This is a genomic window from Ruminococcus intestinalis (genome assembly GCF_014288065.1).
GTDB classification, from domain to species: Bacteria; Bacillota; Clostridia; order Oscillospirales; family Acutalibacteraceae; genus Ruminococcoides; species Ruminococcoides intestinale_A.
The window spans coordinates 245876-270506 of sequence record NZ_JACOPS010000004.1 but is presented as its reverse complement, the minus strand read 5'-3'; the positions used below and the strand labels follow the sequence as shown (position 1 = coordinate 270506).

Annotated in this window: 21 protein-coding genes; 5 read left to right on the top strand and 16 right to left on the bottom strand. The window is 39.8% G+C overall.

Annotated features, from left to right (window positions below; genetic code table 11):
• Nucleotides 1–20: 20 nt before the first annotated feature.
• The 9 genes from murG to H8R91_RS09580 form a co-directional block, all read right to left on the bottom strand.
• On the bottom strand, nucleotides 21–1142 hold the full coding sequence (murG, locus tag H8R91_RS09620; RefSeq protein WP_186935833.1) for an undecaprenyldiphospho-muramoylpentapeptide beta-N-acetylglucosaminyltransferase: 1122 nt from the start codon (nucleotides 1140–1142) through the stop codon (nucleotides 21–23).
• Between the two features lie 18 nt (nucleotides 1143–1160).
• A complete protein-coding gene (locus H8R91_RS09615) occupies nucleotides 1161–2441 on the bottom strand; it encodes an FtsW/RodA/SpoVE family cell cycle protein (protein ID WP_243237813.1) in 1281 nt (426 codons plus the stop codon).
• Nucleotides 2442–2474: 33 nt separating this feature from the next.
• The gene (gene mraY, locus H8R91_RS09610) at nucleotides 2475–3506 is read right to left on the bottom strand and encodes a phospho-N-acetylmuramoyl-pentapeptide-transferase (RefSeq protein ID WP_186935831.1); all 1032 of its coding nucleotides are present in this window, start codon (nucleotides 3504–3506) and stop codon (nucleotides 2475–2477) included.
• Between the two features lie 95 nt (nucleotides 3507–3601).
• Nucleotides 3602–5872, bottom strand: coding sequence for a penicillin-binding transpeptidase domain-containing protein (locus H8R91_RS09605; RefSeq protein ID WP_186935830.1), 2271 nt, complete (start codon nucleotides 5870–5872; stop codon nucleotides 3602–3604).
• A gap of 138 nt (nucleotides 5873–6010) precedes the next feature.
• Nucleotides 6011–6547 carry a hypothetical protein gene (locus H8R91_RS09600; RefSeq protein WP_178586362.1) on the bottom strand — a complete coding sequence of 179 codons (537 nt, stop codon included), beginning with the start codon at nucleotides 6545–6547 and terminating at the stop codon, nucleotides 6011–6013.
• Between the two features lie 273 nt (nucleotides 6548–6820).
• Nucleotides 6821–7744 carry a 16S rRNA (cytosine(1402)-N(4))-methyltransferase RsmH gene (gene rsmH, locus H8R91_RS09595; protein WP_022234967.1) on the bottom strand — a complete coding sequence of 308 codons (924 nt, stop codon included), beginning with the start codon at nucleotides 7742–7744 and terminating at the stop codon, nucleotides 6821–6823.
• Nucleotides 7745–7754: 10 nt separating this feature from the next.
• Entirely contained in the window at nucleotides 7755–8177 is a 423-nt protein-coding gene (locus H8R91_RS09590; RefSeq protein ID WP_022234968.1) for a division/cell wall cluster transcriptional repressor MraZ, read from the bottom strand.
• A 393-nt stretch (nucleotides 8178–8570) separates the two neighbouring features.
• Nucleotides 8571–10304 (bottom strand): ABC transporter ATP-binding protein, encoded by a 1734-nt coding sequence (locus tag H8R91_RS09585; protein WP_186935828.1) that lies wholly within the window; start codon nucleotides 10302–10304, stop codon nucleotides 8571–8573.
• On the bottom strand, nucleotides 10301–12037 hold the full coding sequence (locus tag H8R91_RS09580; protein ID WP_186935826.1) for an ABC transporter ATP-binding protein: 1737 nt from the start codon (nucleotides 12035–12037) through the stop codon (nucleotides 10301–10303). The genes H8R91_RS09585 and H8R91_RS09580 overlap by 4 nt, the downstream gene beginning before the upstream one ends.
• Before the next feature lie 222 nt (nucleotides 12038–12259).
• Here H8R91_RS09580 and H8R91_RS09575 point away from each other — a divergent pair, with 222 nt between their 5' ends.
• Nucleotides 12260–12601: a cupin domain-containing protein gene (locus H8R91_RS09575; RefSeq protein WP_186935824.1), complete on the top strand. Its 342-nt coding sequence runs from the start codon at nucleotides 12260–12262 to the stop codon at nucleotides 12599–12601.
• Between the two features lie 175 nt (nucleotides 12602–12776).
• Here H8R91_RS09575 and H8R91_RS09570 read toward each other — a convergent pair whose 3' ends face one another.
• A complete protein-coding gene (locus H8R91_RS09570; RefSeq protein WP_186935822.1) occupies nucleotides 12777–13034 on the bottom strand; it encodes a hypothetical protein in 258 nt (85 codons plus the stop codon).
• Nucleotides 13035–13198: 164 nt separating this feature from the next.
• Between H8R91_RS09570 and H8R91_RS09565 the strand changes: the two genes are divergently transcribed.
• The 3 genes from H8R91_RS09565 (at nucleotide 13199) to H8R91_RS09555 (ending at nucleotide 16300) form a co-directional block, all read left to right on the top strand.
• Nucleotides 13199–14101 carry a glycoside hydrolase family 25 protein gene (locus tag H8R91_RS09565; RefSeq protein ID WP_186935820.1) on the top strand — a complete coding sequence of 301 codons (903 nt, stop codon included), beginning with the start codon at nucleotides 13199–13201 and terminating at the stop codon, nucleotides 14099–14101.
• A 30-nt stretch (nucleotides 14102–14131) separates the two neighbouring features.
• Entirely contained in the window at nucleotides 14132–14587 is a 456-nt protein-coding gene (locus H8R91_RS09560) for an S-ribosylhomocysteine lyase (RefSeq protein WP_186935818.1), read from the top strand.
• A gap of 171 nt (nucleotides 14588–14758) precedes the next feature.
• Nucleotides 14759–16300 carry a M23 family metallopeptidase gene (locus tag H8R91_RS09555; protein WP_186935817.1) on the top strand — a complete coding sequence of 514 codons (1542 nt, stop codon included), beginning with the start codon at nucleotides 14759–14761 and terminating at the stop codon, nucleotides 16298–16300.
• Between the two features lie 601 nt (nucleotides 16301–16901).
• Here the strand turns inward: H8R91_RS09555 and H8R91_RS09550 are convergent.
• From H8R91_RS09550 to H8R91_RS09530, 5 genes are read right to left on the bottom strand one after another with little or no spacing between them, the layout of a single operon-like run.
• A complete protein-coding gene (locus H8R91_RS09550; protein WP_186935816.1) occupies nucleotides 16902–18161 on the bottom strand; it encodes an aspartate aminotransferase family protein in 1260 nt (419 codons plus the stop codon).
• Nucleotides 18162–18191: 30 nt separating this feature from the next.
• Nucleotides 18192–18614, bottom strand: a complete 423-nt coding sequence (locus H8R91_RS09545) for a hypothetical protein (protein WP_022234012.1) — start codon at nucleotides 18612–18614, stop codon at nucleotides 18192–18194.
• Nucleotides 18611–20593 carry a class B sortase gene (srtB, locus tag H8R91_RS12180; protein ID WP_186935815.1) on the bottom strand — a complete coding sequence of 661 codons (1983 nt, stop codon included), beginning with the start codon at nucleotides 20591–20593 and terminating at the stop codon, nucleotides 18611–18613. The genes H8R91_RS09545 and srtB overlap by 4 nt, the downstream gene beginning before the upstream one ends.
• A gap of 48 nt (nucleotides 20594–20641) precedes the next feature.
• Nucleotides 20642–21826: a tRNA uracil 4-sulfurtransferase ThiI gene (gene thiI / locus H8R91_RS09535; protein ID WP_186935814.1), complete on the bottom strand. Its 1185-nt coding sequence runs from the start codon at nucleotides 21824–21826 to the stop codon at nucleotides 20642–20644.
• 19 nt (nucleotides 21827–21845) lie between these two features.
• A complete protein-coding gene (locus H8R91_RS09530; RefSeq protein WP_186935813.1) occupies nucleotides 21846–22973 on the bottom strand; it encodes a cysteine desulfurase family protein in 1128 nt (375 codons plus the stop codon).
• Between the two features lie 169 nt (nucleotides 22974–23142).
• Here H8R91_RS09530 and spoVAC point away from each other — a divergent pair, with 169 nt between their 5' ends.
• A complete protein-coding gene (gene spoVAC / locus H8R91_RS09525) occupies nucleotides 23143–23598 on the top strand; it encodes a stage V sporulation protein AC (RefSeq protein ID WP_022234008.1) in 456 nt (151 codons plus the stop codon).
• 519 nt (nucleotides 23599–24117) lie between these two features.
• On the opposite strand, the gene H8R91_RS09520 is transcribed toward spoVAC, so the two are convergent.
• Nucleotides 24118–24630 (bottom strand): shikimate kinase, encoded by a 513-nt coding sequence (locus tag H8R91_RS09520; protein WP_186935812.1) that lies wholly within the window; start codon nucleotides 24628–24630, stop codon nucleotides 24118–24120.
• Nucleotide 24631 lies beyond the last annotated feature (1 nt).

Here is a 24631-nt window from a genome sequence, read left to right as displayed (position 1 = left end):
TGTATCAGATGCAAAATGTGTTACACAAGACCAAGCACACCTTTTATAACGGAGTAAATTCTCTCGTTAGCGTCTGTTATAGCGGTTTTTCTTGCATTTTTTGCATATTCGGCAAGTTTTTCGGGATTTGAAAGCATATTGTCTGCCTTTTGCATAAGCAATCTGCCTGTAAGATCCTTTTCTTCAATAATATCGGCAGCACCTGCATTAACAAGCGCCATAGCATTGTGATACTGATGATTTTCCGCAACATTCGGTGACGGAATAAGAATTGCGGGTTTGCCGAGTGCCTGAATTTCGCTAAGTGTAATAGCACCTGCACGGCAGATTACCAAATCCGCAGCCGCCATACAAACATCCATATCATTAATAAACTCTCTTATATCGAGATTGTCAGCTTTTTCAAGGTCACAGCCCTTTTCTTTCAAAAGGTCGGGGAACCATTTTCCGTATTTGCCGTAAGCGTGAATATGTTGATATCTTCCGTCTAATCCGCTCCTTGCAATTAAATCGGCTACACCCTCGTTAATTTTTCTTGCACCAAGACTGCCGCCGAATGAAAGCACTACAGGTCTTTCGTCAACACCGAGCTTTGCCCGTGCCTCTTCCCTGTTTGCAGTAAGGATTTTACTTCTTACAGGGTTACCCGTAACGGCAAAATCTGCCTTTTTATCAAAATGCTTTTTAGCGTCGGGCACTGCAAGCATTACCTTGTCAACTTCTTTTGCGAGCATTTTGTTTGTAATTCCCGGATAAGCATTCTGCTCGTGAATAACGGTTTTTACACCGAGCTTTGCGGCAGCTCTGATAACCGGGCCTGAAACATATCCGCCTGTACCGATGCAAATATCAGGTTTAAATTCTTTTATAATTTTCTTTGCGTCAATAGAAGAAGTGATTGTTCTTTTTACAGTTTTTACATTGTCAACCAAGCCTTTCGGTGAAAGCTTACGGTTAAAACCGCTGATAACAATGAATTTCATATTATATCCTGCCTGCGGAACAAGGGTTTCTTCCATACCGCCCTTGTTGCCCACAAAAAGAAATTCCGTATCGGGTTTCTTCTGCTTTATAAATCCTGCGATGGCAAGAGCAGGGTTTATATGTCCTGCCGTGCCTCCTCCTGCAAGTAAAACTCTCATTTATATACCTCCAAACACTTACTGCTTTTCGATGTTTGCCGTTCTTGAAACCGAAAGCACAAGTCCCATCTGCGCAAGCAGCATAATAAGCGAACTGCCGCCGTAACTGAAGAACGGCAAGCTGATACCTGTATTAGGCAGCCAGTCGGTAATTACAAGAATATTAAGTATTACCTGCAAACCGATCTGTGAAGTAAGACCTATACCCAAAAGTTTTCCGAAATTATCTTTTGAACGAAGTGAAAGTGTAATTCCTCTCCATACAAGAAGTGCAAATATAAGAAGTATGAGGACTGCACCCACAAGTCCGAGTTCCTCAACTACAATAGCAAAAATAAAGTCGTTCTGCGGTTCAGGCAAATAAAGGAATTTCTGTCTTGACTGACCGAGTCCGAGACCCCAAAGTCCGCCGGAACCGATTGCGTAAAGTGAGTTTCTTGTCTGCCATGTTTTCTGCCACATATCTTCGGTTGTGTATTCAAGCGACTGTCCCCAACCGTCCATACGGCTCATAGCATATGTAAGTCCGCCTGTCATAGCAAGCACAATTACCACTGCGCCAAGAATAATACCGCCTATTGCAAGGTATCTTGTTTTCATACCGCCAATGTAAAGCATAAGAATGGTAAGCATTGCAATAATAACGATACCCGAGTAGTGAGGCTCAAGGATAAGTAACATTGCAGTCGTACCGAATACTATAATACCGGGGAGTATGCTGAATTTCGGCAACTGCATTTTATCATAATGCTTACTGCACCAATGAGCAAAGAAAAGTATGGTAGAAAACTTTGCAATCTCTGACGGCTGAATATTAAAAGGACCTAAAGGAATCCAGCGGTGTACGTTTGCTTCGCCTGACGGCACGATAAGTACAATTATCAAAGCAAGGTATGAAATGCCCATAATAAGCGGAACAAATCTGTGCAGCTTATTATAGTTAAAAAACGAAATACCAAACATACACACTACGCCGATAGCGGCAAAAATCAACTGTCTTACAAGGTAGTAGTAGCTGTTGCCAAGACTATAGTAAGCAACCGGGTAACTTGCCGAAAACATCATAATCAAGCCTATTGTAAGCAACACAAGGATAATAATGCAGAACGGCAAATCTATACCCATACCCGTTGTAATCCAACCCGGCTTTCTTCTGCGCTTTTTACTTGTAGAATTTGCGGAATTCTTTTTAGGAGCGTTAAAGAATTTCTCTTTCTTAGCCTGCTCTGCTTCAAGATATTTCTCGTCATATATTCTGTTTATATCAGCCTTGAGTATCATATTCAGATACGGAGCCATTCGCAAAACCTCCCGTCAGTCTGAAAAAATAAATTAAGCAACTACACCAAAGTAAACAATCAACGCAGAAATCACGCCGAATATTGCTGTTACTATGCTGAATACGCTTACTATCTTAACCTCGCTCCAGCCACACATCTCAAAATGATGGTGAATAGGGCTCATCTTAAATAATCTTTTGCCGTGGGTAGCCTTAAAGTAGCTAACCTGTAAAATAACAGAGAACATCTCACAAAGGTAAACAATACCTATCGGAAGAAGAAGTATAGGCATATCAACAGCAAAAGCTATTGCACATACAAGTCCGCCGAGGAAAAGTGAACCTGTATCGCCCATAAATACCTTTGCAGGGTGGAAGTTCCAAACAAGGAAACCAAGGCAAGCACCTGCCGATGCCGCACTCCACGCTGTTACACCGAGAGCGCTCATCATACATGCTATTACCATAAAACTTATACATACAAAAAATGTAATTGAACCGTCAAGACCGTCTACGCCGTCGGTAAGATTTACCGCATTGACAATGCCGACAATTACAATTGCCGAAATAATGTAGTAGAAAAATCCGAGGTCAACTCTGCCAACAAAAGGAATTGTTGTTGCAGTGCCGCAGCCTGCAACTGCAAGAATAATAATATAAACAATAGCGGCGGCAAACTGTAAAATAAGTTTTTGCTTTGCTGTCAAACCTAAATTACGCTTTTTTACTACCTTGGTGTAGTCATCAATGAAACCGATAGCACCGTTTGCAAGGGCAAGGAAAAGTCCCGCAAATATCATTACGGTTTCTTTATTAATATCCGCAAAATAAAGGTTTATGAAATTCTTACCGATGCACATATATACAATTGTGCTTATTAATGTAACGGCTGTAATAGCTATAATAAACATAAAGCCGCCCATAATCGGAGTACCCTGTTTTTTCTTATGCCACTTAGGGCCGTCTTCAAGAATAGTCTGACCAAAGTGAAGTTTGCGAAGCATTGGAATTAAAAATGCACCCGCAACCGCAGAAATAATAAATGCAACGAGAGCCGCCACAAAAGTCCAGATTCCATATACCATTAATTATCGTTCCTTTCATACGGGCAAAGGGCTTGAATAATCAAAGCCCTGCCCAATGGTTATTTAACATTGCAGTCCCCTCTGAACCGCAAATTTTAATCGTTCACACTCACCGAAGAACTAAAGGTTACTGTAATCAACGATCCTTCACTAACCATAGTACCCTCTGCTATATCCTGTGATGTACTTACTACACTGCCGGAAGCCGCACCCACAAGGCTTACATTAAGTCCGTATGCACTTGCAACTGCATTTACCTCCGAAACCGAGTAACCGACAAGATACGGTACAGTCACCTTTTCTGCCGTACTTGCCTCATCCGTATAAAGTACAATGTTGCCTCCGCTCGGTATCTGTGATGACGGTGCAGGAATTTGTGAAATTACATTATCTCCGTCACCCTTTACAGTTACTGTAAAGCCGTCATTCTCTGCATTTGCAGTAGCTTCCGAAACAGAAAGTCCAACATAAGAACCTGCATATACATCAACATACTCAAGTTCGTCATCCGAGTAACTTGTTTTAATATCAAGATAAGGAAGAACCTCTGTCATAATATTGATAAATACAGGAGATGCTACCTGAGAACCGTAGTATGAAGCACCGTTCGGTGTATCAAAGAATACAAGCATAGCAACCTGAGGGTCATCGGCAGGAGCGTATCCGCAGAAAGATGCAATATAGTCTTCCTTATAGTTACTGATTATTTCCCCACCCTTTTTCTCTGAAGTACCTGTCTTACCTGCTACACGATAACCGGCAACATAACCCGAAGTCGAACCTGCAGTCGATGTGTTGTATTCAAGAATTTCGTTCATCTTATCAGATGTTTCTTTTGAAACAGCCTGGCGCTTAACTGTCTTTTCAACGGTTTTTACCACATTGCCGTCTGAATCTGTGATTTTTGAAACCACATAAGGCTGGAGTACATAACCGCCGTTTGCAACAGCGGCACAAGCTGTAATCATCTGAATAGGTGTGATTTTAAAGTTCTGACCGAATGAACCTACCGCAAGGTCAACTTCATCCATATCTGTAAAGAACTGGTCATCAGCCTCACCGGGAAGGTCAATTCCTGTTTTGTCCGCAAAACCGAATGCTTTATAATACTGTGTATATTTGTTAATGCCAAGCAACTGTCCCATCTGCATAAAAGCAGGGTTACATGAATTTACAATAGCCTCTGTAAAGCTTTGTGTGCCGTGGCCTGCAAGGTTATGACAATGAATAGGATCGGCATCAGCGATTGTCATTGAACCCGCACAATAAAATGTACTTGTGTCCAGATTTACAAGACCTTCTTCAAGAACCATTGACGCTGTACACATTTTAAATACAGAACCCGGCTCGTAAGTATCGGCAACAGCCTTATTACGCCACATTGCTGACAAAGCCGCACTTTCCGCTGCATCCTGTTCATTTTCGGGAAGAGCGTCTATTTTTTTCTGTTCTTCGTCCGAAAGCTGATAAGGATTGTTAAGGTCATAACCGTTTGCCGTAACCATAGCCAGAATAGCGCCTGTATTTACATCCATCAATATACATACGCCTTTGTTAAGAACATCATTATCAATGATACCCTGTGCCATATATTTTTCACAAATAGACTGAATTGTTGAGTCGATTGTAAGATAAAGGTTATTACCGTCCTTAGCTGCAACATTCTGCTCATATTGAAAAGGCATTTCAGTACCTATTGAGTTTTTGGCGGTTACGATTCTGCCCGCTGTACCTTTAAGATAAGTATCGTACTCATACTCAATACCCTCAAGGCCCTGTTCATCGCTGCCTGTAAATCCAATTACATTAGACGCAAGGTCGTTATTCGGGTAATATCTTTTGTAGTCATCCTGCAGCTGTACCGCATAATCGCTGCAGTCGTAGTCTTTCTTAAGTTTATCGATAAGTTCAAGAATTTTTGTTCTTGTATCAGATTCAATCTTACGCTTTACAACTACATAGTAGCTGTTCTGCTTTGTCTTTTCAAGCAAATCTGCCTTATCAAGTCCGAGAATTTCAGAAAGACCGGAAGCAACAGCCTCTCTCTGCTTATCGGTATCTATATTCGCAGGCGACATAACTACCTGCCATACAGATGCACTTTCCGCAAGTACCTTGCCGTTTGAATCATAAATCGTACCACGCTTTGCGGGGAGTTTTCTGTCCATAAGCTGTTGTTCAACCGCAGCCTGCTGCAATTTTCCGCTCTGTATAGTGGTAAGATAACCGAGTCTTGCAACAATTGCGCCAAAACCGATAACAAGAATAAGTACAATAAGAACTGCCGTTCTGTGTCTTAGGCGCTGATTAGGACCCTTTGCGGCCTTCTTTTTCTTTTCTTTTTTAGTAAAATCGTTTTTCTCCAACAAAATTTCTCCTTTCAACCGCAATAGCCTTATAAAAATGTAAATATTTTACAATAACTGTTCTATACCGAAAAAAGAGCCAAGACACAGTCTTAACTCTTATTCCTCCATAACATTTGTATTAAGTTTGCCGTTATGTTATGACCAAAGATTTGCTATTGAGCTGATAAACTGAGTAAAGAGGTTTTCACTTTCCGGAGAAGTAACCTCTGCCTTATCTCCACCCGATAGTGAAACAAATTCTTGCTGAGAACTTGATGCTTTGGTCAAACCAAGCTGGTTTTCGGCATATTTTTCAATGTCTGATGAGCTAAGCTTTGCCTGCAAGCTCATTTCTGTCTGTGTGTAAACACTCTGTGCATTTGAGAGTGTTTCTTTTGCGGTAATAATCTGCTGATTAAGTTCTGTGATTCTTACCTGTCCTATAATAATTGTTGCAATAATCATTGCAACTGCCGCACCGCCGATTGTACCGAGTGCAACCTTAAGCGGATTGTGTCTGCGCTTTCTGATTTTATGTAATTCCTCTTCCGGCAGAGAAATTACTTTTTTACCGGTCTTTTTCTTAGGTTCTTTTACCTTTTCTACTTCTTCGTCACGCTTTGGCAAAGGAGCTGCTGAAGCCTGGTCAAAAAGACTCAAATCATAAGCTGCGTTTCTGTTTTCATATGCCATATTCTGCACCCTGTGCCTTTCCGATATCATTTATAATAAAACACACAATATACTCATTTTTCAAAACGAGCAAAATATTTCACAAATTTAACATTTTAAAAGAATTATACGTATTTAAAGCACGATAAATCGTCTTTAAAGTCCTATATTATGCGTACATATAGTAATTGCAGTATAAAAAAGCTACTACTAATAGTATCTGTAACCTTATTTACAGCTTTGTTATATTTTACTACAATTTAGCTCATTTGTCCATAGCTACCAAAGAAAAAACTATATTTTTTCGCATATTCTCAACTTTGCACTTCTCGCCCTGGGATTTAATTCCAATTCTGTCCCATTTGCACAAATCGGTTTTCTGGTAATAAGTTTTGCCTTGGGCTTATTGCCACATACGCACACCGGAAAATCTTTCGGGCAAGTACATCCCTTACACCATGACGCCATTTTTTGCTTAACAATTCTGTCCTCAAGCGAATGGAATGTAATAACCGCAAGCCTTCCGCCCGAACCGAGCATTTCAAACGCTCCGTCAAGACCTTTGTTAAGTGCTCCGAGTTCGTCATTTACCGCTATTCTTATAGCCTGAAATGTTTTTCTTGCAGGATGTCCTTCTCTTCGCACTTTCTGCGGAACATTCTGTTTGATAATCTCGGCAAGCTGTAAGGTAGTTTCAATTTTCTTTTCTTCTCTCGCTTTCACAATACCCTTTGCAATGGAATCCGCAAATTTTTCTTCACCGTAGGTGTAAATAATTCTGCGTAATTCTTCAAAAGGAAGCGAATTTACCAAATCTGCGGCTGTTGTACCGCTTTGGCTCATTCTCATATCAAGAGGAGCATCCTCGTGAAAAGAAAATCCCCGCTCGGCTGTGTCAAGCTGATGAGAAGAAACACCGATGTCAAGCATAACCCCGTCAAGTCTGCCAACGCCTCTTTGCTTTAAAAGCTCGGCAATGTCTGCAAAGTTGCCCTTTATGATTATTGAATTTTCATTTTTGCAAAAACGCTTTGTAAGCGTTTGGATAGCATCGGGATCACGGTCAATTGAGATAAGTTTACCTGTAGTAAGGTGTTTTAGAATCTCACTGCTGTGTCCCCCACCGCCTGCAGTACCATCGGCATAAATGCCGTTTTCTTTAATATTAAGCCCTTCGATGGTTTCATTGAGCAGGACGGGAATATGATTAAATTCCATAGCTTGCTCCTTATCCGAATGAAAGGCTGCCAACTGCGTCGGCAAGCTGTTCCTTCTGTGAATTTACATAATCCTCAAACACTGACTTGCTCCAAATCTCAATACGATTATTAAGACCGATTACAAGAGCATCGCTGTCAAGCTTTGCGTTCTCCCTTAAAGTTTGCGGAAGCTGAACTCTGCCCTGTGAATTAGGCGATACTTCAACAGCGGTTGCCGTAAAAGTATATTGGAGAATCATAGCTTTGTTAGCGGGCAGCTGCATAATCTGTGAACAGAAATGCTCAAAAACTTCCTTAGACATAACCTGAATACAAGGAGTGCCAAATCCCTGTGCTACATAAAAGGTTTCTCCAAGTTCGTCACGGAATTTTGCAGGCAAAACAACTCGTCCTTTTGCATCGATTGAATTATTAGACATTCCGGAAAACATTTTGCCCACCTCCGTTTAGAACTGAATTTCGGTTTTTTGAGTATCATTCAGTCACCAAATGACACCTTATGCCACCGTTTGCTATCATTATACCCCATTAGCCTTTAAAAATCAAGATAAATATAGCACAAAATGAAATAAAATTTACAAACCTAAGTAATATTTTTCAGATTTGAAATTATTTTTACCTTATTTTAATTTATAATTCTCAAGCGAAATTATAATACAAAAAAGAGCCGCAAAACCTCCATAAAATCTGGGGTTTTTGCGACTCTTAAGAGCTTTGTTGTAACCTTTATAAGCAAAAAGGTTACAAATTCAAAACATTTGTTCCAAGTATTTTAACCTGATAATATATAGTCTTTTATAATTGTGTCACTCAGTGACACCGTTTTACTTTGCAAACTGGCTTTCGTAAAGTTTCTTATAGAAACCGCCCTTTGCGAGAAGTTCATCGTGAGTACCATGCTCAATAATATTACCGTCACGCATAACAAGAATAACATCGCTTTCCTTAATCGTAGAAAGTCTGTGTGCAACAACAAAGCTTGTTCTGCCCTGCATAATCTTTGCAAAGGCTTTTTGAACACGAATTTCCGTAAGTGTATCAATAGACGAAGTAGCCTCGTCGAGAATAAGCATTGTCGGATTGGAAAGCATTGCTCTTGCTATACAGAGCAGCTGCTTTTGTCCCTGCGAAAGGTTACCGCCGCCCTCTGAAATCATAGTGTCATAACCATCAGGCATTCTTCTTATAAAGCTGTGCGCATATGCCGCCTTTGCAGCCTCAATAACTTCTTCGTCTGTAGCGTTCGGATTGCCGTACTTAAGATTTTCCATAATAGTGCCGCAGAACAACCAGCTGTCCTGCAAAACCATTCCGTACAGCTTTCTTAGCTCGTCACGCTCCATATCTTTTATATCTACACCGTCAACCGATATTTTACCGCTGTCGGTATCGTAGAATCTCATAAGAAGATTTATAAATGTTGTTTTGCCGCAGCCTGTAGGTCCTACAATTGCAATGTGACTTCCGCTCTTTACATCAAGAGAAAAGTTTGTAATAAGAGGCTTGTCTTTTACATAAGAGAAGTTGACATTCTCAATTTTAACATTGCCTTTGCAATTTTCAACTTTAATTGAATCAGGCTTATCTTTCGGTTCGTCTTCGGCGTCAAGCACATCAAATACTCTTCCCGCCGCCGCAATAGCTGTCTGCAACTGCGTAAGCACGCCTGTTACTTCGTTGAACGGCTTTGTATATTGGTTTGCATAGGTTAAAAAACACGAAAGCTGTCCGACCGAAAGTGTGCCTGCAATTGCTGTAATTGCACCGAATATACCGACAGCCGCATACACCATTGCATTTACAAATCGTGTGCTCGGGTTAGCAAGAGCACCTGCAAACTGTGCTTTAAAGCCTACCGTGTAAAGTTCTTGGTTGTATTTTTCAAAATTTTCAAAAGCTCTGTCTTCATATGAAAAAGCCTTTACAATTCGCTGATTGCCCACATACTCCTCAACATATGAGGAAATATCACCCTGCAGCTGCTGTTGTCTTGCAAAACGGTTATGTGTCATTTTACCTATAAAAGCAGCCACAAATAACGAAAGCGGAGTAAGGATAATTACCGCAAGAGCAATTCTCCAGTCAATTATAAACATAAATACCATTGTTCCGAGAATTGTAACAATACCCGAGAACAACTGCAAAAACATCTGTGAAAGGCCGTCGCCTACGGCATCAACATCATTGATTACTCGGCTGATAAGATCACCGTGCGAGTGTGTGTCAATGTACGATAGCGGAACATCGTTAAATTTACAAAAAACATCTCTTCTTAAATCTCTTACTGTTTTGTATGAAATTACATTTGTAAAATAAGTCATAGTCCACTGGAAAATTGCAACACCGGCAACACTGACGGCTATATAAATAATTATTTGAAGTACATTTTCAAAATTAACATTGCCTTTATCTATAATATTATCAATGGCATTACCTGTAAGTACAGGAATATAAAGAGTAAGCGAAACACTTATAATCGCACTTAAAATAGCAAGTGCAAGCAATCCTTTGTATGGTTTTATATATTTTAAAACTCTTCTTACTACTGATTTTTTCAAACTTCCACCTCCGATTTGCTAAGCTGTGAAAGGCAGATTTCCTTGTAGGTTTCGCAGTTTTTAAGCAATTCTTTGTGAGTGCCCTTACCTACGAGCATACCGTCGTCAAGCACAAGTATCAAATCAGAATTCATAATTGTTGAACAACGCTGTGTTACAATTATAACCGTCATCTCATGAGTGTACTGACTAAGCGCTTTTCTGAGTGCCGCATCTGTTGCAAAGTCAAGTGCGGAAAAGCTGTCGTCAAGAATAAGTACCTTTGGCTGTGCCGCAATTGCTCTTGCAATGCAAAGTCGCTGTCTTTGACCGCCGCTGAAGTTTTTACCGCCCTGCTCAACATGACTGTCAAGTCCCATAGGCAGCTTTGAAACAAATTCATAAGCCTGTGCGTTTTTAAGCGCAGTAATAATATCTTCATCCGAAAGGTCAGGATTTTCCCATTTCATATTGTCACGGATAGTTCCTTTAAAAAGTATTGACTGCTGCGGAACTATGCCAATCTGTTTTCTTAACTGTTTGAAAGAATAATCTTTAACATTTCTGCCGTCAACCTCCACGCTTCCCTGTGTTACATCATAAAAACGAGGAATAAGGTTGATAAGCGTACTCTTACCCGAGCCTGTACCGCCGATTATACCTACAGTTGAGCCACGCTTGATTTCAAAGCTGATTTTACTAAGCTCATCATCACCGCCGCCATAACTGAAAGAAACATTGTCAAAAGCAATCTTCGGTGTGTTTTCGTCTGTATTTACAGAAATAATCTCTTTTGTGGTTTCTTTTACGCTTGGCTCCGTTTCAAGGACTTCGTTGATTCTTGCTGCCGACGCACTGCCCTTTGTCATTAAAAGCACAAGGTTTGCAACAACTATCATCGCAAGCAAAATCTGCGTCATATAGCTTACAAGCGCAATAATATCACCCGTCTGCATATTACCGGCATCTACATTAATACCGCCGAACCAGATAATTGCAATAATCGCTACATCCGTTACAACATAAGTTGCGGGATTAAGCAGAGCGGAAAGTCTGCTAATACGAATTGAAGTAGCTGCAAGATCCTCCGTAGAATTATCAATTCTCTCTTTTTCGCTTTTCTGCTTTGAAAAAGCTCTGATAACACGGTTACCTGAAAGGTTTTCTCTTGAAACAAGTCCGATTTTATCAAGTTTTTTCTGTATAAGGCTGAAAATCGGAATACTCTTTGTCATTACAAAATAAAGTATAAGACCGATAATAACGGCGGCAATTATAAAAATAATTGACATTCTCACGCTGATTGTCATTGCCATAATAATTGAGCCGATAACAATAAACGGTGCTCTTGTGAGCAATCGTATAGTCATTGCAACCATCTGTTGTGACTGGTTTACATCATTTGTAATTCTTGTAATGAGTGACGGTGTACCGAGTTTGTCAAGTTCTGCGTGAGAAAGTGAGTTGATGTGAGAAAACAACGCTCTTCTCACCTTTGTACCAAAACCTTGTGAGGCTTTTGAAGCAAAATACTGACACACAAGCGCACTAAGCAATCCCGTTGCCGCAAGCGCAACCATTACAAGACCCATACGCAGTACATAGCCTTTGTCGCCGTTGGTGACACCGTTGTCAATTATATCCGCCATTACAAGCGGAACAATAAGCTCAAGTATTGCCTCAAAAAGCTTACATAAAGGGCCGATAATACATTCTTTTTTGTAGTCCTTCAAAAATCTTCTGAGTTTAATCATATTTTCCTCTCAATTTGCCTTTCTTAAATTTAACCTTTTAACAGTATAACATTATTATTTTACATCAAAAAAATTCATATATCAATATCCGCAATTGAAAATATCACTTTTCAAAAATTCATCAATACATTGTGCATCACTTTATTGAATTTATCGTGTATTTATGTGATAATATTGCAAAAAATAATTATGTTTTCAACAAAGGAGGTACTTACAACGGAAATGTTATTTAAAAACGGTAAAATGAAAAATATAAGCAAATCACAGGTGCTTACATTAAAAGACGAAGTTGCTTATCAGGACGGAATGGTAGTGAGCAAAACCCTTGTACAAAACGATGCAGTAAGCGTAACTCTTTTTTCTTTTGATAAAGGCGAGGAAATCAGCACTCACGAATCGAGTGGCGACGCATTTGTAACCTGCCTTGACGGTGTCGGAAAAATTACTGTTGACGGCATTGAGTATATATTAAAAGAAGGCGAATCAATCGTTATGCCTGCAAAACACCCTCACGCAGTTTTCGGTGAAGAACGCTTTAAAATGCTCCTTGTGGTTGTTTTTTGATTTTAGGTTTTTGGATAAAATTATGTTTAGCGGAAAGCGACGGTTAATTTTACAATTGTAATTGACCGGCAAAGTATTCTGCAAACCACTAAATTTATCAGGCTTCAGCAATTCTTTTTAACAAAATATTTAAAGCAAAAAACAGCAGTTGTACCGACAAAATTCGATACAACTGCTATTTGCTTTTTAAAACGGATTTTTTTATTTCAGTTTTAAGACGCTCAAGCGGAGTGTCTTTTTTATCTATAATCTCTTGTGCTGAAAGAACCTTTGGAGCAAGGTTTGATGCGCCGGGTTGTGAATGCATTTGCATAGTTATATTCTCATGCTGGATAAGCGCAAAAAGCTGACTTAATGATATGCAATCATCAATAGCTTTGATAAGCTCTTTTTTAGGCTTTTTGGCATAACCTGTAACCTTTGCAGCATTCATAATCCCTACTCCTTTCCTTAATGTGAGCCATATTGTTGCATTATACTGTTCTATTATACTTAATTTTCACAATATTTTCAATATAAATTTTGACTTATTTTATTTACAGAAATTTATTTTTGTGTTATCCTGTCATTAATAAATACAAAATAGGAGTTAATATGATGAAAAAAATTAAATACATACTTATTTCGGCACTCCTCGTAAGCACAGTTGCACTGTCAGGCTGCGGCGGCAAGAGCGAAAGCACTGCCGAACAAAGTTCCTACACCCCCACTCCTACAGATACAACAGTAAAAACCACAGGAGAAAAAATTTTAATAAACGATTCCACTCTCGGAGAAATCTGGATAACAGAACTTGCCAATGTTCCAAAAAATACCCTCGATAAAAATAATTTTTCTGCCGACGCTAACTTTAAGTATTACAATGTAAACGGTAAAGCGGCATCAACAGAGGGTGTTGATGTTTCCGATTACAACGGAACTATCGACTGGAAAAAAGTTAAGGATTCGGGCATTGACTTTGCTATGATAAGAATCGGCGGCAGAGGCTACGGCACAGAGGGAACTCTGTATCAAGACGAAAATGCAATAAAAAATATTACAGAGGCAAAAGACAACGGCATCAAAGTCGGTGTTTACTTCTTCTCACAAGCGATTAATACCGATGAGGCTATTGAGGAGGCAAACTATGTAAAAGACATTCTCGGCGACATCAAACTTGATTATCCCGTTGCTTATGACTGGGAAATTGTAAAAGATGATGATGCAAGAACCGACAATGTTTCTGCTTACGAGGCAACCGAATGTGCAAGAGCATTCTGCCAGACCGTAGAATCAAACGGCTATACCGCATCTATTTACTCTCCGAGCCGTGAACTTTATTTTAAATATGACCTTTCAAGATTAAAGGACTATGACATTTGGTACTGCGAATACAGCGACACGCCTGAATTTTACTATCAATTTTCGATGTGGCAATATACAACCGCAGGTAAGGTTGACGGTATTGACGGCGAAGTTGACCTTAACATTTGCTTTACCGGTATTGCAGACTACGCTTAAAACTATTAAATAAGAAAGAGGTTTTTTATAATGGAAAGAATTGCAAGCTTTCAGGTAAATCACGATACACTTGAACCGGGTGTTTATGTATCGAGAATTGACGGTGACATTACAACATACGATATGAGATTTATTAAGCCGAATACTCCGCCGTTTCTGCCTAACCCTGTTATGCACACTATTGAACATCTTTTTGCAACATATTCACGCAACAGCAAATATGCGGATAAGGTAATTTATTTTGGCCCTATGGGCTGCAGAACGGGATTTTATTTTCTTGTAAGAGATATGTCGCAGGAAGATGCCCTTGAGCTTATTAAAGATACTGTTTTTAAATGCAAGAATCACACAGGCGAAATTCCAGGAAATACTGCCGCAGAGTGCGGAAATTACAAGGAACACAACTTTAACGGTGCTATTGAGGCATTAAATAAATATTACAATAAGTTAAAGGATTTAACAGTCGATAACTTAAAGTATAATTAATTTTGAGAATTATTGTATCTGTTGCATAATATACGCTGTTAGATTTGTACTAATTACTGGATAAGGTTACGGTTTTTAATTCTTCTATTGCAATTTTGTTACTATTTGTTATAATAATAGTGTTAAGTTTGTTACAAGAATGTAACAGTTAATGAGATAGGAGAAATTATTTTGAGTACAAAGTTCATTGGCAAGGACGGCTACCAAGAAATCGAGAGTCTTCCTTTTACAAGGCGCAAACCTCAAGAGCTTAATACCGCTCAGAAAACTGTTCGCTTTATAAAGAGAGCAGCTGCGCTTGCAGCAAAAAAGTTTAAAATAAAATCAACAAGAAAAGTAACCGTAAAAAGAAATGTTACAAAACCTGTTGCAAAAAGGCAAAACAAACCTGTCGTACAGCCAAAGCCTGTTATGCAGACAAGCTCCAAACGAGCTGAAATCTGTTATTTTGACAGACGATACAGCGCTGCAAGACAGGGTATAAACTTTAATGATACAGATAATCCAACATTAAAGCTTGTTACCGCAACACGCTATAAAAATGACAGAAAATACGCTCACGCCGCACCTGTTTCAAAAGCAAGTGTGCATAAGGCAATCAAGAAGAAAGCTATGCTTGCATCTGTTGCCTGCCTTACTGCCGCTATGATAGGTTTTGCATCGGGCGCAAGTGCACTTTCCGTACCGCCGACAGAAAAGAAAGCGACTGTACAAAGTGCCAAGTCTTCGGGATACTCTTATGTTGACTATACTTCAAATGAATTTTCAAGCATAGCTACAGCAGATGAGGCAACCGATACTGCGGAAAAAGCTGTTACAAATGCAGTTTTGAGCAACAATATCGGCGCTCAACTTTCTGCACTTTATATTAACGGCAAAAAAATCGGTGTTACAGGAGAAACATCTGCCCTCGGCAATGCGTTAAATAAAATTTTATCTGACGCTAAAGAGGGTTATGACGAAAATACTACCGCTGATTTTGCAAATACAGTAAAAATTATCAACGGTAAATTCCCGAACGAAACCGTACTTACGGCAGATGAAGTTCTTGAGCTTGCTAAAGATTACCTTTATGTGGCTGTTACTACTGATGTTACCGATACAATCAGCCTTAATTACGATACCCAATACGATTATGACGATTCAAAGAGCAACACCTACAGCGAAACCAAGCAAGAAGGTGAAAACGGCGAGGCTGAAGTAACCTACAAGGTAACATATATAAACGGAGAACAGACAGATTCTGTTGAAACAGCAAGAAATGTTACAAAAGAGCCTAAGAACGAGATAATTGTTCAGGGCACAAGCGAAGCTCCGTCATACGAGGCAACAGGTTCGTTTATGTGGCCTGTTCCCTACACCCACAACATTGTAAGCTACTACGGCTATCGTTGGGGCAGACTTCATTCAGGCATAGATATTTCAGATGACGGAATCGGCGGTCAGGACATTGTAGCGGCTGACGGCGGCACAGTAACATGGGCAGGATATGATGATTCAGGCTATGGCAACTATGTTATAATCGACCACGGAAACGGATATTATTCATTGTACGGTCACTGCAGTTCACTTGCAGTAAGTCAGGGTGACAAGGTATATAAGGGACAGACTGTAGCCTATGTAGGCTCTACAGGCGACTCCACCGGCGAACATTTACACTTTGAAATCAGAAGAAGTGAAACAGACCGCCTTGACCCTATGGAATTTCTTTAAAAATTGAGGCAATATCACATTAATTGTGGTATTGCCTTTTTAGTTAATTTTTTATTAAAACAGTTCTTTCAAAAGTCGGGGTAAATTATGTTTTAGCGGAGTGTCGGTCGGGCATTGAAATTCAGCTAACGCTAAATTATCCTCCCAAAAGCAAAAAAGTTTACTCAATTTTTTCAAAAATTGCGGGTATGGGCAGCGCCCATAAAATTCTTCCGATATAACAATTTATCAGGCGCAAACAGCCACGCTGTTTGTGTGCTAAAACCAAGTTTGTTAAAACAGGCGACAGCCATTAAAAAACCTATATTTTTTTAATGAAATAACGAATTTCTTTTCTTATTGCTATCGCTTTTTAAGGCTAACGCCATTGTGTTCAAGCCGCCAAACAGCGAGCTGTTTGGCTATCGTCAGATTGCGTAAACGGAAAGTATCTGTGGGCTTTGCCCACACCCACGACCTTTGAAAAGGTCGAGCAAACTTTTATAATTGCTTGATAAAGCAATCAGCTAAACCCTAATTCACCTCAAAATTTAATAAAACTCTCTAAGCAAAAAGCCTGTTCAGTGAAAACCGAACAGGCTTAATTTACATCTATTAAATATTAATAATCAGCAAGAATTTCCTTAAATGCTTCCTTAACAATGTTAAGTCCCTTTAAGAGAAGTTCGTCCTCAATTACAAGAGCAGGCATAATTTTCAATACGCTGCCATTTCTGCCGGCTACCTCGCAAATAAGATTCTTTGTAAAGCAAAGGTCAGAAAGTTTAGATGCAAGAGCAGAATCAATCTTTGAGCAGTCAATACCCCACATAAGTCCGATACCTCTAAGCTCAAGTTTATCGTTAAGCGGAAGAATTTCCTTTTCAACAAAGTTCTTTACAATATCACCCTTACGCTTTGTTTCAGCCTCTACATTGTTTTCGAGAAGATACTCAATAGCAGCCTTACCTGCAACAAATGAAAGCTGATTGCCTCTGAATGTGCCGTTATGCTCTCCCGGCTTCCATACATCAATTTCAGGCTTATGAAGTACAATTGACATTGGCATACCGATACCGCCGATTGATTTTGACATTACAACAATGTCAGGCTGAATACCTGCACGCTCAAACGAGAAGAATGAGCCGCTGCGGCAGCAACCGATCTGAATATCATCAACAATCATAAGAATATCGTTCTTTGTACAGAACTCCCTTACAGCCTTTAAAAACTCAACATCAAATACTCTTATGCCACCCTCTGCCTGTACGGTTTCCATAATAACAGCCGCAGGCTTATCTGTTGCAGAATGGTCGTCATCAATGAGCATCTGCATATACTTAACTACATCAAGACCCTCTACCATATAAGGAGCGGGAATGTGTGTACAATCTGTAAGAGATGCAATAGCGCCGTTTCTCGCAAACATTTCTGATGTTGCAGAAAGTGCACCGAGTGTCATACCGTGGAAACAACCCATAAATGCAAAGATGTTTCTTCTGCCTGTATACTTTCTTGCAAGCTTTAATGCAGCCTCAACAGCGTTTGTACCTGTCGGGCCCGGGAACTGAATTCTGTAGTCAAATCCTCTTGGCTCAAGAATCTTTGTTTCAAGTGTTTCAATAAATTCACGCTTTGGAACTGTGTACATATCAAGTGCGTGAATAATTCCGTCTGTTGAAAAATACTCAAGAGTCTTTGCTTTGATGTATTCATTGTTATGACCGTAGTTTACCGCACCTGCACCGCAGAAAAAGTCTATATATTCGTTGCCCTCTTCATCTTTGATGATTGAACCCTTTGCAGTTGTAAAAACTGTCGGGAAGTGTCGGCAGTAAGAGCGTACTGATGACTCGTATTTTTCAAATGCTTCTGTTTTCATAAAATGCTGTTCCTTTCCTCTTTGCTGCATTTAAGCAATCAATTTGTTTTCCCTATACCTTTTTAGAAATCCTCTTAAAGCGCCGTTCATTATGTTTTCTATCTGCTGCGGATCATCGGGCAAAAGAATTATTGCCTGCGAATCTGATGCAAATACATAACCGTCACTGCCGGAGGAATTTTTTAACCTTTTCATTTCCAACGGCGGATTATCCGCAAAAGCCCTTGCAAAAACACTTGGGCTGTCGCTTTCTCCGCCTATATCTAAGCCACCCGTAACAAAAACTATGTCGTTTGTTTTGAGTGAACTTACAACGAGCTCTCCGAGAGTTTTGCAGTTTGCAGCAAATTTTGCCTCATCTGCAATTAAATCAAGTTCCGAAAAGCTCTTTCTTAACGACCTTTCGCAAAGTGATGTTTTGCGAGCAGCGTAAAAAATCAGTTCACCTGTCATTCTGCCGCTACCTCCTCTGCAGGAGCATCGGTAGCCTGCTGTTTTAATACAGGCTCAAAGTTAGGTGCGATTGTCATATCGCTGTAAACCTTGCTGAAATCAAGCTGCCAGCCTTTAAATACATAGTCGTAATAATCATCGCTCGGCTTTACGGGATCAGCCGGTGCTTTTGCCGACTTTCCTACTTCAACTTTCTGTTCGCTGATTTGTGTTCCGTCATAGTTAATAAACTTGACTGTTACATAAACCTTAGCCTTCGTTGTAGGTTGAGCGGTTGTTGGCTGTTGTGTCGGTTTTACTGTATTGCCTTGTGCATCTGTTGTAGCAGGTGCGGTAGTTGCCTCAACCACTTTCTGATCCTTAAAGTCATAATCGCCGCTGTACCAGTCAATCTGACCTGCTTCATATGCAGTACAGAAATCTGTTACCTTTGGACGTGTACCGCCGTTTCTGTCATAGTAAACCTGCGGCCATACTGCATTATTATTTGCAGATGCCTGTGAAACATCAACCTTTGCCGATTCGCCGTTCCTTACCTTTCTTGCAACAATTACTGTTCTGAAATCCGTATATTCATACGAACAGGTTGAAAGTGTGATAAGGCTGTCGTCTTCGTTTACATCAACAGGGCAATTCACCATTGAACGAACTCTGACATTATAAACATAGTTCATAAAATCCTTATCGTTTTGGAATGAACCTATCATATAGTTAAAGAATTCGCCGTGACTTGACAATGTGTTTGTCTTGAACACGGAAATTATCTTGTATGTCGCATTTTCTTCGGGAGTGTTAAATGTAATTGTCGGAGCTTTTTTGTAGAAATCCATATCTATGGAGTATCTGCCGTATTTAAGCATACCCGCAAACATTGTACCGTCATTCATATGATGACCGTGCATAATAACATTTTTGCTCTTTGTGCTCTCGGTACTTCGATAGTCTATGAACACACTGCCCCAATCATCAGGATTGCCTCTGTAATCTCGGTAAAGATAATACTGAGAAGAACGGCTGTCACCCTCGTGATACAGCACAGGATAGTCGATTCCGGTATCGTTAATCTGTATCCAACCGACAATTTCCTTATTAATATCTTTGAGTTTTGCCCAATCCACTTTTTCTTCTTCTGACGGTTTTTTATCTCCGCCCTGCGAAGTATTATCATCAGTTGTATTATGGTAAATCATCTGAATATCATTCATTTTTTCTTTATTCTGATAACTCAGGTAAACCATATTGTAAAACAGCATTGAAAGAGCGCCGACAAACACAACAAGTGAAACAATTGCAACGGATTTTCGCGCAATTTCCTTACCGCTGTCGCCACGCATCGGAATAAATCGGTATTTCAGTCCTTTTTTGGGAGGAACATACTCAACCTTACTGAATCCGCCGGGATACTCCGCCTCGTTATTTTCAAACACTTCAACAGTTTTTTGAGCCGCCGCCAAAATCATATCGTCGATATTGTTCAGCGAATATTTTTCCTGTGGCAATGCTGTGACTTTCATACCCTTGTACATAAAGCAAAAGCCTTTACAGCCGTTTCCTAAATCACCGAGATTAAATATCTTGGATTTCTTTCTGTACAGCTTAAAACTGTCTTTTATCTCCTGCACTCTTTCGTCTGATAATTTCAATTTTTCAGCATTTTTCAGCGCTTTTGTGCGTTTTTTCCAATAGTCTTTCGGAGCTTTGGGCTTTTCGGCTTTTTCCGCCTGTGCAACTACCTCTGAAAAATGTTTTTTAAAGCTGTCCGCACCTTTATCCGAAAGTGCGTTTGCCAAAATTACAACAGAAGGCTTTTCATTATTATCCGCACATTTGTCAAGAGCGGAAATAATTTTTTTGCTTTTAAAGTCGACAGGTGTTATATAGGTAAGCGTAAAACCGTTTTCGGCAAGTTTGTCAGAAAGTTCGCCGCTGTCTAATGCAGGGGTATCGTTTTGGTTTACCAATAAAATTTCAATATCCACGCAGGTCCATCCTTTCGTGTCACAGTAATTTTTGTTTTGGTATATATGTTATTCGTCTTTTGCTGAAATCTCTGTTACTTTGAGATTTGCAAGAGCCTCTTCAATCATCGGTTCAAAATTTGCTTTTTCCTGTGCCTCTTTTACATACTTCAAAACAGGTCTTGTTCTCGGGTGCTTTGGAGTAAATACCGTACAGCAATCCTCGTAAGGCTCGATTGAAATATCATAAGTGTCGATTTTATATGAAATATCAATAATCTCCTGCTTATCCATACCGATAAGAGGTCTGAACACAAGCAAGTCTGCCACATCATCTGTACAGCTTAAAGCACCTATAGTCTGACTTGCAACCTGACCCAAGCTCTCGCCTGTAATAAGCGCCGTGCAATCGTTATCCGCTGCAATTCTTGAAGAAATCTGCATCATAAGTCTGCGCATAATGATTGTAAACAATTCTTCCGGACATTCATTTTTTATAGTTTTCTGAATCTTTGTAAAAGGAACTGTGTACATTGTCATTTTGCCTGCATAACGGCTTACTCTTCTTAAAAGTCTTACTACCTTATCTTCTGCTCTTTTGCTTGTGTAGGGCGGACTTGCAAAGTGAACGGCTGTAAGTTTCAAACCTCTTTTTGCCATCATATATGCGGCAACAGGAGAATCAATACCGCCGCTTATAAGAATAGCAGCATTGCCGCTTGTACCTACAGGAATACCGCCCGCACCTTTATGCGCCGCACCGTGAACATAAGCGCCAAAATCACGAACCTCTACATTTACGATAAGATCCGGATTATGAACATCAACGCTAAGATGCGGGAATTTATCAAGAATAACTCCGCCGAGTTCTGCGCATATTTCGGGCGACTTATACGGAAAGCGTTTGTCACTTCTTCTTGCCTCAACCTTAAAGGTTTTCACAGCCTTTAACTCTTTTTCAAGATAAACAGGTGCGGTAGCAATAATTGATTCAAGTGTTTTTTCTTCGCAGATTGCCGCTCTCGAATATGACACAATGCCGAATACTCTTGAAATTTTCAGACAAGCCTCGTCAAGGTCAATATCGTCCGAAAGCGGTTTTACATATATAATTGATTGAGCGGATTTTATTTCAAAACTGCCCAAATGTGAAATTGCGTGTCTGATATTCTTTTTGAGAACATCCTCAAATGTACGACGGTTAAGACCCTTAAGTACAATTTCGCCGTCTTTTAAAAGTATGATTTCTTTCATTAATTCTTTACCTTTCAGTTTATCTGTGAACAAGAACTTTTAATCCCTGCGCAAGCGTTGTGCACAGTGCGTCAACATCTTCTTTTGTATTCAGCTTTGAAAAGCTTACACGCAATGCGCTGTCTGCTCTGTAACTTCCGTATCCCATTGAGCTTAACACATAACTCGGTGCGCCCTTTGCACAAGCACTGCCCGAGGAAACATAAATTTCGTATTCCTCAAGGAAATGGAGCATAGTTTCACTTCTAACCTTGCCCGCCGAAAAATTCAGAACATACGGCAAAGCGTTCTGCGGTGAATTTATAACCACTCCGTCTATTTTTGTAAGCTGATTTTTTGCGTATTCGCAAAGTTCGGCAACTTTTTCGTAATTCTTTTCTATTGCAAATTCATTACAGGCAACTCCGAATGCCGCAATCAACGGCAACGGTTCTGTACCCGGGCGGATTTTCTTTTCCTGTTCGCCGCCGTAAGTCCTCGGTACAAGTCGCGCACCTTTTTTTATATATATTGCGCCGCATCCCTTTGGAGAATGCACTTTGTGAGCCGACACGCTTACAAGGTCTGCACCGAGTTTTTTAGGATTAACGGCTATTTTGCCGAAAGCCTGAACTGCGTCTGTATGGCAGATAATATCCGATTTTTTTCCCTTTACCGCATCAAAAATCTCTGCAACAGGCATAATAGCACCCGTTTCGTTATTTACATACATAACAGAAACAAGAACTGTATTGTCGTTTACTTCCGCAAGAATATCCTCGGTATGCACAACTCCGTCTTGCCTTGGGCTTACATATGCAATCTCAAAGCCCTCTTGCTCAAGTCTTTTGCAAGACTCCATAATACTGCTGTGCTCAACGGAAGTCGTAACAATCTTAGTACCTCTGCGTTTTTTTGCATATGCAGTGCCGAAAAGAGCAAGGTTATTTGCCTCCGTACCGCCGCTTGTAAAGATGATTTCATCGGTTTGGGCAAAAAGCTGCTTAGCAACCGCCTTTCTCGCCTTTTCAAGCTCCTGTTCCGCAAGCATTCCTCTGTAATGAAGTGAAGATGGGTTTGCGTAATTTTCCGTCATCATCTCAAACGCTTTTTTAGCCGCCGCAAGCGATGCAACGGTTGTTGCGCTGTTATCAAGATAATGCTCCACGATACTCCACCTCACAATACATAAATATACATTTAACATTATACATCATATTTCATCAAAAATAAACTGTTATTTTACATAAACTAATCTTACATAAGAACAAATTTTTAACACATAATATTAGTACATTTAATCAGCAAGTTATAAACGAAACGGAGTTAATGTATATATGATTTCACCAAAAGAATACAATAAAATTGTGACGAAAAATTCACCGAAAAGTAAACTTTTTGTGAACTGCATAAAAGCCTTTTTAATAGGCGGAGCAATATGCACAATCGGGCAGGGATTTACGGATTTATACGCAATGCTCGGTGCGGCAGAAAAAGACAGTAAAACATTGTGTTCCGTAACGCTGATATTCATAGGCATTTTACTGACGGCAATTGGCGTGTATGACAAAATAGCAAAACACGGAGGAGCAGGAACTCTTGTACCGATAACAGGTTTTGCCAATGCAGTATCTTCACCTGCAATTGAATTTAAGTCAGAGGGATATATAGCGGGACTCGGTGCTAAATTATTTATAATTGCAGGTCCGGTAATAGTATACGGAGTTTCTGCATCAATAATTTACGGATTTGTTCTCTGGATTTTGAGTTTGTTCGGAGTACGGCTGTTTTAGCAAAAATTATGGTTTAGCAAATTGATTTGCCAATTAATTATAAAAGTTTGGTCGACCTTTTCAAAGGTCGTGGGTGTGGGCAAAGCCCACAAATATTTTCCGTTTATGCAAACTAACGATAGCCAAACAGCTCGCTGTTTGGCGGCTTGAACACAACGGCTAATGCCCTTAAATGCGATAGCAACAAAAAAGCCATTCGATATATAATGAAAAGTTAATCATTTCTTTTATAAAAGGCTGTCGCCTGTTTTTTCAAACTCGGTGCAAGCACGCAAATAGCGTGGCTGTTTGCGCCTGATAAATTGTTGTATCGGAAGATTTTATGGGCGCTGCCCAAACCCGCAATTTTTGAAAAAATTGAGTAAACTTTTTTGTTTTTGGGAGGATAATTTAGCGTTAGCTAATTTTCAATGCCCGACCGACACTCCGCTAAACCATAATTTACCAACATTTTAACAAAAATCGTTTTTAAAGCAAAAGGCAAAAAAGCACCGACTTTTCAAATCGGTGCTTAAATTATTACTTATGAAGATTTAATTTTTCCATAATTTTATCGACGGTTTCTTCAAGATTTGACGCATTCTCAAAATCAACGGTTACATCTGCATATTTTTCATAAAGAGGTGTTCTCTCTTTAAAAACATCGTTAAGAGTTTCGCCGTCTTTAAAAGCAATTCCCCTTGTCGCTACATTTGTAACTCTGCGTATGATTTCATCAATCGGCACATTAATATACACAACCGTACCGATTTTCTTCAAATGTTCCATACCTTCTGCGCTAAGTACCATTGAGCCGCCTGTTGCCACAACTGTTTTCTCGCAGTCAAGCTCTTTGCCTACTTGATTTTCAATTTTCAAGAAAGCATCATAGCCGTCCTGATCAAGTATCTTTTGCAGTTTTTTGCCTGTTTTCTTAGTAATAATCAAGTCTAAATCCACAAAAGAATATCCGCTGTATTTTGCAAGCAGAACACCAAGCGTACTCTTACCCGAACCCGGCATTCCTATAAGTATAATGTTATTGTTATTCATA

What these genes read in the sequence shown, in the direction of transcription:
- murG (WP_186935833.1), bottom strand. Translation starts at nt 1,142, where the DNA reads ATGAGAGTTTTACTTGCAGGAGGAGGCACGGCAGGACATATAAACCCT.
- H8R91_RS09615 (WP_243237813.1), bottom strand. Translation starts at nt 2,441, where the DNA reads ATGGCTCCGTATCTGAATATGATACTCAAGGCTGATATAAACAGAATA.
- mraY (WP_186935831.1), bottom strand. Translation starts at nt 3,506, where the DNA reads ATGGTATATGGAATCTGGACTTTTGTGGCGGCTCTCGTTGCATTTATT.
- H8R91_RS09600 (WP_178586362.1), bottom strand. Translation starts at nt 6,547, where the DNA reads ATGGCATATGAAAACAGAAACGCAGCTTATGATTTGAGTCTTTTTGAC.
- rsmH (WP_022234967.1), bottom strand. Translation starts at nt 7,744, where the DNA reads ATGGAATTTAATCATATTCCCGTCCTGCTCAATGAAACCATCGAAGGG.
- H8R91_RS09590 (WP_022234968.1), bottom strand. Translation starts at nt 8,177, where the DNA reads ATGTTTTCCGGAATGTCTAATAATTCAATCGATGCAAAAGGACGAGTT.
- H8R91_RS09580 (WP_186935826.1), bottom strand. Translation starts at nt 12,037, where the DNA reads ATGATTAAACTCAGAAGATTTTTGAAGGACTACAAAAAAGAATGTATT.
- H8R91_RS09575 (WP_186935824.1), top strand. Translation starts at nt 12,260, where the DNA reads ATGTTATTTAAAAACGGTAAAATGAAAAATATAAGCAAATCACAGGTG.
- H8R91_RS09570 (WP_186935822.1), bottom strand. Translation starts at nt 13,034, where the DNA reads ATGAATGCTGCAAAGGTTACAGGTTATGCCAAAAAGCCTAAAAAAGAG.
- H8R91_RS09565 (WP_186935820.1), top strand. Translation starts at nt 13,199, where the DNA reads ATGAAAAAAATTAAATACATACTTATTTCGGCACTCCTCGTAAGCACA.
- H8R91_RS09560 (WP_186935818.1), top strand. Translation starts at nt 14,132, where the DNA reads ATGGAAAGAATTGCAAGCTTTCAGGTAAATCACGATACACTTGAACCG.
- H8R91_RS09550 (WP_186935816.1), bottom strand. Translation starts at nt 18,161, where the DNA reads ATGAAAACAGAAGCATTTGAAAAATACGAGTCATCAGTACGCTCTTAC.
- H8R91_RS09545 (WP_022234012.1), bottom strand. Translation starts at nt 18,614, where the DNA reads ATGACAGGTGAACTGATTTTTTACGCTGCTCGCAAAACATCACTTTGC.
- thiI (WP_186935814.1), bottom strand. Translation starts at nt 21,826, where the DNA reads ATGAAAGAAATCATACTTTTAAAAGACGGCGAAATTGTACTTAAGGGT.
- spoVAC (WP_022234008.1), top strand. Translation starts at nt 23,143, where the DNA reads ATGATTTCACCAAAAGAATACAATAAAATTGTGACGAAAAATTCACCG.
- H8R91_RS09520 (WP_186935812.1), bottom strand. Translation starts at nt 24,630, where the DNA reads ATGAATAACAATAACATTATACTTATAGGAATGCCGGGTTCGGGTAAG.